At 29.9% G+C, this 11,148-nt stretch carries 8 protein-coding genes; 6 read left to right on the top strand and 2 right to left on the bottom strand.

Annotation, left to right across the window (positions count from 1 at the left end):
* Nucleotides 1-89 precede the first annotated feature (89 nt).
* Complete coding sequence (locus BUC16_RS17020) at nt 90-1,370, bottom strand: gluzincin family metallopeptidase (RefSeq protein ID WP_073372021.1); 1,281 nt, start codon at nt 1,368-1,370, stop codon at nt 90-92.
* A complete protein-coding gene (locus BUC16_RS17015) occupies nt 1,367-2,683 on the bottom strand; it encodes a patatin-like phospholipase family protein (RefSeq protein WP_073372020.1) in 1,317 nt (438 codons plus the stop codon). The genes BUC16_RS17020 and BUC16_RS17015 overlap by 4 nt, the downstream gene beginning before the upstream one ends.
* Before the next feature lie 660 nt (nt 2,684-3,343).
* Between BUC16_RS17015 and BUC16_RS17010 the strand changes: the two genes are divergently transcribed.
* Genes BUC16_RS17010 through BUC16_RS16985 form a run of 6 tightly spaced genes read left to right on the top strand, consistent with a single transcriptional unit; the run spans nt 3,344 to nt 11,127 of the window.
* Nucleotides 3,344-4,153, top strand: coding sequence for a type IV toxin-antitoxin system AbiEi family antitoxin domain-containing protein (locus BUC16_RS17010; RefSeq protein WP_073372019.1), 810 nt, complete (start codon nt 3,344-3,346; stop codon nt 4,151-4,153).
* The gene (locus BUC16_RS17005; protein WP_073372018.1) at nt 4,150-4,941 is read left to right on the top strand and encodes a nucleotidyl transferase AbiEii/AbiGii toxin family protein; all 792 of its coding nucleotides are present in this window, start codon (nt 4,150-4,152) and stop codon (nt 4,939-4,941) included. The genes BUC16_RS17010 and BUC16_RS17005 overlap by 4 nt, the downstream gene beginning before the upstream one ends.
* 12 nt (nt 4,942-4,953) lie before the next feature.
* Nucleotides 4,954-7,293 (top strand): sensor histidine kinase, encoded by a 2,340-nt coding sequence (locus tag BUC16_RS17000; RefSeq protein ID WP_084546323.1) that lies wholly within the window; start codon nt 4,954-4,956, stop codon nt 7,291-7,293.
* Entirely contained in the window at nt 7,283-8,386 is a 1,104-nt protein-coding gene (locus BUC16_RS16995) for a hypothetical protein (protein ID WP_073372017.1), read from the top strand. Before BUC16_RS17000 ends, BUC16_RS16995 begins: the two co-directional genes overlap by 11 nt.
* Nucleotides 8,386-9,192: a hypothetical protein gene (locus tag BUC16_RS16990; RefSeq protein ID WP_073372016.1), complete on the top strand. Its 807-nt coding sequence runs from the start codon at nt 8,386-8,388 to the stop codon at nt 9,190-9,192. The genes BUC16_RS16995 and BUC16_RS16990 overlap by 1 nt, the downstream gene beginning before the upstream one ends.
* Nucleotides 9,193-9,201: 9 nt before the next feature.
* Entirely contained in the window at nt 9,202-11,127 is a 1,926-nt protein-coding gene (locus BUC16_RS16985) for an Eco57I restriction-modification methylase domain-containing protein (RefSeq protein WP_073372015.1), read from the top strand.
* The last annotated feature ends 21 nt before the right edge of the window (nt 11,128-11,148 follow it).

Raw genomic sequence — 11,148 nt, 5'->3', positions numbered from 1 at the left:
CTTGGTGTTTTCATACTTATTTCAAATTTAAGGATTTTGAAAACACTCTCTTATTTTTTGTCTAAATCAGTCCACTTTTTGCTGACGATTTACACTTGTGGATAAATACCTCTCTTCCGAAAAGCATCAATAAAGAACAATCTATAGTTTCTATTGTCATCCTCAATCAAATCAATATCTGCTGTAATGATAGCTCTCAAAAAGTCACCAAAAGTTATATCAACTGGTGGGCAGTAATCAATTGCCCTAATACACATTTGTAAAACATGTCCAGCACACTTAGCTGCCTCTCCAGCTAAACGATTTACCAAGTCAGGATGTAATTCACCTTGCGGTAAGATTCCGGTTCCATTTGATGCAATCCTTAATAGATCAGCAACTTGATTTTTATATATATTAATAAAAGCCTCAAAAACTGCAGCTACCAGAATACTGCCGCGAGCATGTGGTTCCATAACATTGTGGTAGTCATTTGGATTAATTTTTTTTGGACTCCATTTTCCTGTTTCTTTGTCAAAATCACCTATGGCATCACGCAAACTTCCATAATGACCTATCGCAGTGCCAAATTGTTGTGCAAGTTTACCCAATTGATTTTGAGCACTTAAATCTCCTCGGGTTTCAGCTATTTGCTTTTTTAAAACGTCTGGAAAAGTAAAATGCTGAAAAAGGGCTATAATATCTGAAAATGCCTCATGAAACGCCAGAACATCTGGATTTGTAGGATTATTGTATTGCCTGTGCATACCATCAAGTATAGCATGAGTCGTTTCATGTGCTATAATATCATGACTCAAACAGGTAAATACTAACGAACCGGGCATTTGCAGAGTAATGTCCGCAGGTGTTGAAGAAAAATAACCAAAAAGCAATGCCTTTTTTTGAGGGCTATAATACGCATTAGCTTCTCTTAAAGCATGTGGATATATTCTCAAGCGTTGTACATATTCTTCATAAGCAGGCCCTAATAAACGTCTTGAACTCCATATAACCTTACGCCCAAGCGCACGTTCAAAGTTTCGAATTGTTGTCATGGCTACTGCATAAACCATCTGTTGATGGAATTGGGGATTACTTTCACTTGGTGATAATCCATCTTGTGCAAGAATATGATTATCGTTCAAATTGACAGGTTCATACAATTTTTGTACCGTCGGATCATAATCAACAACTTCTAAATATTCTCCTATAGGCCCTTTACCCTGAAACCTTTCATCTGTGACAGGAATGGTTTTATCATCAACATACAAATCTTCCCATATCACTTTATAAACTATAGTGTTGATATTTGCAGTTTCTGCTTGTTGAGATAATGAAGGATCAAATGCATATCCTTTCAGTTTTCGGTATGGTGGTTTATTATTTTTCATAAGCTTTTTTTAACGAAAAAAAATGGGCAATACAAACGAAGTTGAATTTCAGTGAGGTCTTCAGCATGTCTGATAAGTAAATCAATTTTTTTTACAGAAAGAGAAGTTAGGTTCGTGCCAACATTTCTAGCAATCTCCCATTCATCATCTGTAAGCCCTTTACTTTTTATGGCTTCATAACCTGTATTTTTAATTAATTGCTCAAAAATTTGGGGTTTATATTGATCCGGATTGCTAATCCATAAAGCGTCTAATTTATGGGCATTTAAAACATCCTGTAATATTGTTCCTTTTTTAAGGTTATCGAAAAAACCAGGAATCAAACCTTCTAGCTTCCACCCCAAAGAATAATATGCGATTGGTTTTCCAGTAGTCGTCGTGTTCTTATATATGTTTTGCTGCATTTGAAAAGCTTTAATACGGTACATGAACAAATCAACTGTACGCATAAGAAGCTTTATTGTATTCGGGTATATCTCATTTTTTTTGAAATTACCCCCGGCATCAGATGTAATGATAATATCACACAAATAACTACTGCCAGACTGTGTTAATTTTTGAATCCCTTGATTATCATATACCCCACCATCAACCAACATAGGCTCGACCAAATTATAGTCATTAATATCTTTATAAAATTGCTGATCAATTTTTACTGGAGTGAAAGCGAAGGGAACACAACTTGAGGCCATAACCGCTCTTGCGATGGGAAATTGCTCTTGTTTAAAAAGTATAGGCTTTGTGTATCCAAATGCATAGTCAGAGTCTGACATCTTATTCTTTGAAAATGTAAAAGGTCTACCTGTATGGAGATTTGATGAGCCTATAGCTAGTATTGGACTTTCCTGTAAATCATCCAATTTCATACCTTTGAAAAAGAATTTATCATAAGCTTTTTCAATTACTTTGCTAACGGGAAAAATCACAAATTGGAACTTGAAAATTATGATAAAAAGAATCATAACTACTAAATAAGAATATGGTGCATATTCCGTAAATGTTAGGTATACTGCAAAGAACAAAAGACCAAGTACGACCAAAATAGTTCTTAAAAAAATCAATGATGTTAATACAAACGTTACAACATTTTTTTTTGCTAAACCATCTTTTATACGGTTATGAAAGTCATTGTAATTTTTTTTATTCAAAACATAAGCAGCTCCCGTAATAGAACCTCCTGAAATAGTCGAAATTACATCAACATCATCTAAAATCCCTAAATCATTCATTTTTTTGAGTGTTCCCAAATGAAAAGCAGCAGCTCTATAGCCGCCTCCCGAAAGAGAAAGCCCTATTTTTTTATTATTTATCATAATGAAAATGAATTAAATGATATTTGTGAAGAAATGGGGTTGTGCGAAAGCTATTTCAAATTTATAAAATTTTTAACACTATTATGCTTATTTTGAAAAAAAATAATGACTGGTCGTAATTATAAATAAATGGTTGACAAGTAGTTCTCAATGAAATGATATAATTTTATTTGATAATGATATACACAGTATATCATTATCTTTGTTATTCACCTGAATTAATTGAAAATTATAATATGAAGACAAAAATTAAATAGGTATAATAGTGTGTAACAAGAAAATGAAACCTGTGTTGATTGGGCTAATAGTAAGTCTATATTACTGAGGAGTTATCGTAAAATTTCAAAAGGTTTTTATATTTTCTTTTTATATTTTAAAGCATTTGTGAATCCTGAATTAATACTTGTCAAATCGGGATTATTAGAATTTAGAATACTTTATTACAGAAATCGTCATTTTATCTTTGAGTGATGGAATGGTATGAGTTAATAGAGTAGTTAAAGAAAGATTTATGGTAAACATAATCCTCAAACAAACCTTCATCTTGAATTAGAACTATACAACAAAAGTTTTATGGATATTGATACAAACTAATATAAAGATATATTACATTTGCGTAACACTACACAATGCGTAGTAGATAGCAAACGAAATATATAAGTGAAAACAGAAGTTCAATCATATAATTATTTAGAAGAGTATATAGATGCCGTTAGAGCTAAAGGTAGATATGCTTTTACATTAGAAGAATTGAAAAATAAATTTGAAATAACAGATAAAGCACTTTTACAAAGTCTATATCGTTTAAAATCAAAAAAGAAAATAGTTCAAATTCGAAAAGGCTTTTATACATTACTTCCTGCTGAATACTCAAATTATGGTGCAATCCCGTCAAATATGTTTATCGATGACATGATGATGTCTTTAAACAAAAAATATTACTTGGGGTTGATGTCCGCAGCAGCTATATATGGAGCATCACACCAACAATCAATGGAAACATTTGTAATTACAGAAAAACCCGCATTAAGAGATATCAAAAACAAGAAACTGAAAATAAATTTTCTGGTAAAAAACGAATGGAATAAAGAAGATGTAAGACAAGTAAAAACTGATGCTGGATATATCAACGTATCATCACCAGAACTTACCGCACTAGATTTATTATACTATGTTGACAAACTAGGAATGAATAGAGTAATAACCATTCTTAAAGAACTTGTAGAAGTCATAAAGCCTTCAACTCTATCAAGAACCGCAAAAAACTATTCTCAAACAGCAGCAGTACAACGATTAGGCTATTTATTAGAATATGAATTAGGAAACGAAAAACTAAGTCAAGCATTATATTATACGATAGCCGATAAAAAAGGAACAAATATTCCATTGATGCCTGGAAAAAATAAAAGAGGGAATACAAATACAAAGTGGCGTATCATTAACAACATTAATATTGAAAGCGATTTATGATACCGAGACGCTATATAGAAGAATGGCGAGAGTTTGCACCGTGGCCAGAAAACGGACAAGTAGAACAAGATTTAATAATAGAAAGAGCATTGGTTGAAATATTTTCCAATCCATTCTTAAATGAAAATTTAGCATTTCGTGGAGGAACAGCATTGCACAAGCTATTCCTAAAACCACAAGCGAGATATTCTGAAGATATTGATTTGGTACAAATAAAAACTGGTCCAATAAAACCAATTCTTGTTAAATTGCGAGAATGTTTAGCTTTTTTGGGAGCCAAAAGAAATATTACAACCAGTATTCACAACAACACGGTAGAATACCGATTTGAAACAGAAATACAGCCAATCATTAAAATGCGTCTCAAAATTGAAATCAATTGTAGAGAACATTTCACAGTATTAGGATTACAGCAAGTACCTTTCAAAGTGCAAAATGGTTGGTTCAATGGAGAATGTATGATAAATACCTACTATATTGAAGAGTTATTGGGTACAAAATTAAGAGCATTATACCAACGAAGAAAAGGAAGGGATTTATTCGATTTAGATTTGGCACTAGCAAAACTAGATATTGATGTTGCAAAATTAATTCAATGCTACAAAGAATATATCAATTTCTCCGACGGTGCTTCGCCTACCAGCAAAATGTTTGTAGCCAATATGGTAGAAAAAATGAGTGATGATGAATTCCGGAATGACATCTACACCATTTTAAGACCTGAAGTAGAATACGATAATGATAAAGCTTACAAGATAATTAACGAAAGTATTATCAATAAAATTTAGAGATAATAGGATATGGAGGAAAAAAACATAAGAGAGGAATTATCAAAAATTTTAGTAGATGACCCTACTAATTATAGTCAAATTATTGAACTGTCTTCAAAACTAGCAAGTTTTGATACTGAGAATGTTAGATTTAGTGTTGATGCAAGTGTTATTGATAGGTTAGGTACTGAATTAGTAGCCAGACATGAGACAGCTGTTTCTGAATTAATCAAGAATTCTTATGATGCAGATGCTAAATCTGCATCATTAAATTTTATAAATGTCAATAGTATTGGTGGAACTTTAATTATAGATGATAATGGGAATGGTATGACCAGAAATCAATTAGTTAATGGTTTTATGAAAATTTCTTCAACATCAAAAATTCATGAGCCAGAATCACCTTTGTATAAAAGAAAAAGAGCTGGAAAAAAAGGAATTGGTAGGTTTTCAACTCAAAGATTAGGAAATAAACTAACTATAATTACGCAAACCTTAGATTCTGAATTTGCTCTTAAAGTTATTGTTGATTGGAATAAATACAAGAGAGATGGCGACTTAATATTTATAACAAATACGATAGAAGAAGTTAATAAAACAAAAGATAAAGGCACAACCTTAATAATTGAAGACTTACGTGAATGGTGGTCAGATTCAATGATAAAACGAGTTTATCGATATGCAATAGACATTTTACAACCATTTCCATTAGTTGAAATTGAATCGGATGATATTAGTGAAATAAAAGATCCAGGTTTTGAAATTTCATGTATGAAAAACGATTTTTATGTTGCAGACCAACATTCAATGTTTTATGAACATGCCGTTGCAGTAATTGAAGGTCATATAGATGAAAATGGAAGAGCTTATTGGGAAATCAAAAATAGTCGTATTCCCAATACTAAAACAGGATCACATCAATATTTTAGCAAAGAAGATAAGATTGATAATATTAAATTTGATTATTTAAAAAATGTAAGGTTAAGAGCTTATTATTATATTTTTAATGTTGGTTTAATACCAAAGCAAAGTGAAAGCTACATAAAGAGTATTTCTGAAGAATATGGGGGAATTCGTTTATACAGAAACGGTTTTAGAGTATTACCGTATGGAGAGTCGCAAAATGATTGGTTAGGTTTAGATGAATCTGTGAGAAAAAGAAAAATACTTGCTGTGCATGGTAATAATAATTTTTTTGGATTTGTTGAGATAGGAGGTCAAAATCACAATTTTGATGAATTATCTAGTAGAGAAGGTTTGTTCAGAAATGATGCATATGAAGAACTTGTTACTTTTTCTTACAAAACAATTACTTCTGCTGTTACACGTATTGCATCTAGTAGAGGAATTAAAGTCACAACTGATCAAAAAGATTGGGACAAACAATATTCTAGAAACCCTAAAGATACAATTTTAGATACTGCGGACGAGTTAGATAAAATTGCAGATGAGTTAGAGGCCTCTGAAAATAAAAAATCATCAGAAGAATCTAATAATAATAATAATAAAAATGATACGGATAATAATAAAGAGGAAGGTAAAGAAAAGGAAAGAGCTGAAGAATTTAGAAAAAAAGCACAACAATTAAGGCAAGCTATTGAAAGTATAGATGAACTTAATATGATAAGAGTTCTAGCAGGTTTAGGTTTGATTATTGGCGAATTTACACATGAAATTACAAATTACTTAGGCGCTTTTGATGTTGATATTCAGTATATTATTGATAATATAGATAAGTCAAAAGAGGAATATAAAAGAGCAATTCGATTAAAAAGTACTTTTGATTCTTTTCAAGTTTACACTTCATATTTTGATGAAACAATTTCTCAAAATGTAAATCAAGAATTAAAGCCAATCGAAATTAGAGATGTTATAAAACCTTTTGTGAAAACTATTAGTCCAGATACTGAAAGATGTAACATTAATTTAGAACTTGATATTAATGGATACGAATTATTCACATGTAAAATGCACACATCGGAATGGGCTTCTATTTTATTCAATTTATATAGTAACTCTAAAAAAGCAATTAAAAGAGCTAATCAAACAAATGGAAAAGTTTTAATAAGGGCAGGTAAAGAAAATGAATATATTTTTGTTGAATTTATTGATGATGGTGACGGAATTCCATTAGAAAATAGAGATAAGGTCTTTAATGCTTTTTTTACTACATCAAGTCCAAAAGGACATAAATCAACATCCACGGATGATCTAACAGGAACTGGTTTAGGTCTCAAGATTGTTAAAGATATTATTGAAAGTTATAATGGTGAAATTACAATAGATAATTCTCCGGAAGGGTTTAAAACCAATTTTAGAATAATAATTCCAATTGCAACACAAGAAGAAATAAAAGAATATGAAATATAAAGTAGTGTACATCGATGATGAAACTTCGCAAAATAGTCAAGCTTTTGCAGATGGTTTATCTAGTCAAAGTTTAATTGACATAACTATAAAATTGCCTACAAAATTTGAAGAATTAATTAGTGAGCTAATTGCAGAACAAAAAGATATAGATGCATTGATTCTTGATTTAAAGCTTGATGGTAATCAACAAGGAGAGAGAACAGCTACTTATACAGCCCCGAGTCTTGCTACTGGAATTAGAACTAAATGTTTTGCTGAAAATGGTTTTGAAAATGCATTTCCAATTTTCTTGATTTCAAGTACTAATAATCTTAAAAAATATTATGATTCTGATACTTCAAGTCATGATCTATTTGATTTTACTTTCTATAAAACGAGTATTGCAGAAAAAGGGAAAGAATATGAACAGATGATAGCCTCAATAACTCACGCATATAAAGCTATTCAAGAAAATAGAACAAATTTTAATGAGTTATTAGGATTGCCATCAGATAGCGAAATACCGAATAAAGTTTTTACTTCGAAATTTTTATTAGGAGAAGGAACATCTATTTCTGAAATTTCGCAATATATTTTCAATGAAATAATATGTAAATCGGGAGTATTAATTGATGAGAATATTTTAGCTGCAAGATTTGGAATTGATTTTAATATATCAAAAGATTGGGCAACTTTAATTGAACTGCTAAATGATAATAAATATTCAGGCATATTTAAAGATTCTTTTCATAGATGGTGGGCAAATGATATTTTAAATTGGTGGAATTCAAATTTTTCCAAACCACTTATTCAATTAACCGCTCTAGATAGAGTCAATCTATTAAAAGACAAATTTAAATTGCCTAATTTAGTTGAAGCTCAACAAATTGATAAAACTACAAGTTCAAAATTTTGGACAGTATGTCAAGCATATAAATTGCCATTAGATCCAAAAGACGGATTTTTACTTGATGGTAATCTAACGCATAGTTGGCAAGATAAAAGATACCTTTCTTTACATTCAATCCTTGAGAGAGATGCAAAAACTCTTGGATTATTAATCCATCCTGCAGAAAAAGAAAGATTAGAAGACATTAAACAGGAATATAAGTAATGGCAGCTTCTAATGATATTATGAAGAGTAGAAAAAAAATAGCTACAGATTTAAGAAAACTTTCATCTGTTTTATATAGTTATTTTCCAACTGCAGAAATAGGTTCTTTTGAAAGTGCAATAAGTGAACTTAGAAATAAGGATATTATTCCACAAATACCCCAAAAACCATCCAATAATGAATTATGGGGATATAATTTGGGAAGATTAATTTTTAATTTTAGTGATGTTCCTAATCATACTAAACCTGATAATTGTAAAGACTTAAAGCTCATCCTTGATATTAAAATTATTGGAAATTGTAATAATTTATATAGTTTGCAAGATCCATTTGAATGGTTGGAGTTTAATATTGTTATTGAGGGGACTAAATTTTCTGAAGAAGGAAATACACAATTACTTACATCTTATCATCTAGATAGACATATTATGGAAGACGGGGATGAAGAAGCCGAATATCCTCATCCAATTTATCATTTTCAGTTTGGTGGTAGAAAACTAGCAGCTCATGGAGAATTACTTGAAACGGGAAATCTATTGGTTTTTGACAGTCCTAGAATAGGGCATTATCCTATGGAAGCTATTTTAGGTATTGATTTTGTTCTGTCTAATTTTTTTCCGAAAACTTGGAGAAAAATAAAATCCGAGAACAATGAGTATATAAATTTAATTGAAGAATATCAAGAACTGTTTTTAAAGCCTTATATACATACACATGCAAGCCAATGGAATTATTCTTCTGGCGACATAATAACTAATAATTATTGGTGTCCTACTATGATTTGCCCTCAATTATATAATTCCTAAACTTTCGAAGTGAATCAAAATATATTAAAATATCTTAAAGAATACTCTTATCAAACTCTAGACGTTAATAGGCTTCTGGTATCTTCTTTTTTAGAAGTCAATAGTTTAGTAAATATCGAAAATGAATTTATTAATCAATATACAATAACAATCTATGACGAAAATGAAATCAATAAACTTAAAGAGTTTGTTAGCCTTTTAAACAATGTTGAATTTGACATAGAAGAGTTACTTGAGCTATTCGAATTTGTAATATCACCCGCTGATAAAGAAGTTAATGGTGCCGTTTTTACTCCTGGTTATATTAGAGATTTCATAGTTAAACAATCAATAGATAAATATTTAAATTTAGGAGGAGATTTATTTACTGCAAAATTTGGAGATATAGCTTGTGGTTGTGGTGGTTTTTTTAAAACCATTGTCGACACAATTAAATTGCAAACCAATAAAAGCTATTTTGATATTTTTAGAGATAATATCTTTGGAGTGGATATTCAAAATTATAGCATTGAACGCACAAAAATATTATTAATCCTTTATGCTATAAAAAATGGAGAGGATCGAGTAAATTTTGAATTTAATCTGTATCAGGGTAATTCATTAAATTTTGATTGGAATTTGATTCCACAAATTCAGCAAAACAGAGGATTTGATATAATTGTGGGTAATCCTCCATATGTAGGTGCTTCAAAAATAGATGATGAAACAAAATTATTACTTAAAAATTGGAGTGTTTCCGCTTCTGGAAAGTCAGATTTATATATTCCCTTTTTTGAAATTGGCTTAGAAAATTTAAATGCTACAGGAATTTTAGGCTACATAACGGTAAATACTTTTTATAAAAGTTTAAATGGTAGATCAGTTAGGAAATATTTTTCTAAAAATAAATTTGATTTTACCATCATTGATTTTGGCGGTGAACAATTGTTTAAAAAGAGGTCAACGTACACTTGTATATGTATTATTAGCAAGCAAGAAACTAACATTATAAATTATGTTAAGTCAAAAAGTAGTAATATTAATTCTATAAAAAAATCAGATTACATAAAATTTATATATGATGATTTGAATGATTTTGATGGGTGGTATTTAATTAACAAAAGAATCACAAAGGTTATTTCACTAATAGAAAAAACAGGGAAATCGTTAGGTTCCAAATTTGAAATTAGGAATGGCTTTGCAACTCTTAAAAATAACATTTATGTTTTTACACCCTCAAGAGAAACAGAAGATTTTTATTATTTAATTAAAGACAAAAAAGAATTCAGGATTGAAAAAGGAATTTGTAGAAATGCAATAAAACCCAATACTTTAAAACTAGAGTCTGAAATTGAAAACCATACCGAAAAATTAATTTTTCCTTATAAAATTGTTAGTGAGGAAATTAATTTGTTTGATACTAATAAAAAAACTTTAAAAATTATTTATGAAGAAGAGTTAAAATTAGAATTCCCTTCAACTTATGAATATTTATTAAGTCAAAAAGAAATTTTATCTTATAGGGATAAAGGAAATAGAGAGTATGAGAAATGGTATGCCTTTGGCAGAAATCAAGCTTTACTTATATCTGGATATAAATTATTATTGCCATACATAACAAACACTCCTTGCTTTGTTTATACTAATGACCAAGATTTACTTTTTTATAATGGTTATGCCATTTTTTCCGATTCAATAGAAGAATTACATATTCTTCAGAAAATTTTAATGTCGAAAATATTTTGGTTTTACATCGAAAACACAAGTAAACCATATGCTGGGAACTATTTTTCAGTTGCTAAAAATTATATCAAGAATTTCGGAATTTGCAACTTAAACGATAGTGAGAAATTAGAGTTATTAAATCTTGAAGATATAGATAAAATTAATGATTTTCTTTTTGAAAAATATGAGATAAACCCTGAATTAATCTCAGAGCTAAATCTAATTGTATAAAATTGAAACCAATTTTAGTTT

It is taken from the genome of Flavobacterium fluvii (assembly GCF_900129545.1).
Classification (GTDB): domain Bacteria; phylum Bacteroidota; class Bacteroidia; order Flavobacteriales; family Flavobacteriaceae; genus Flavobacterium; species Flavobacterium fluvii.
Note: the sequence above shows the minus strand (reverse complement) of the source record. Positions and strands in the feature narration are given on the sequence as shown.

What these genes read in the sequence shown, in the direction of transcription:
- BUC16_RS17020 (WP_073372021.1), bottom strand. Translation starts at nt 1,370, where the DNA reads ATGAAAAATAATAAACCACCATACCGAAAACTGAAAGGATATGCATTT.
- BUC16_RS17015 (WP_073372020.1), bottom strand. Translation starts at nt 2,683, where the DNA reads ATGATAAATAATAAAAAAATAGGGCTTTCTCTTTCGGGAGGCGGCTAT.
- BUC16_RS17005 (WP_073372018.1), top strand. Translation starts at nt 4,150, where the DNA reads ATGATACCGAGACGCTATATAGAAGAATGGCGAGAGTTTGCACCGTGG.
- BUC16_RS17000 (WP_084546323.1), top strand. Translation starts at nt 4,954, where the DNA reads ATGGAGGAAAAAAACATAAGAGAGGAATTATCAAAAATTTTAGTAGAT.
- BUC16_RS16995 (WP_073372017.1), top strand. Translation starts at nt 7,283, where the DNA reads ATGAAATATAAAGTAGTGTACATCGATGATGAAACTTCGCAAAATAGT.
- BUC16_RS16990 (WP_073372016.1), top strand. Translation starts at nt 8,386, where the DNA reads ATGGCAGCTTCTAATGATATTATGAAGAGTAGAAAAAAAATAGCTACA.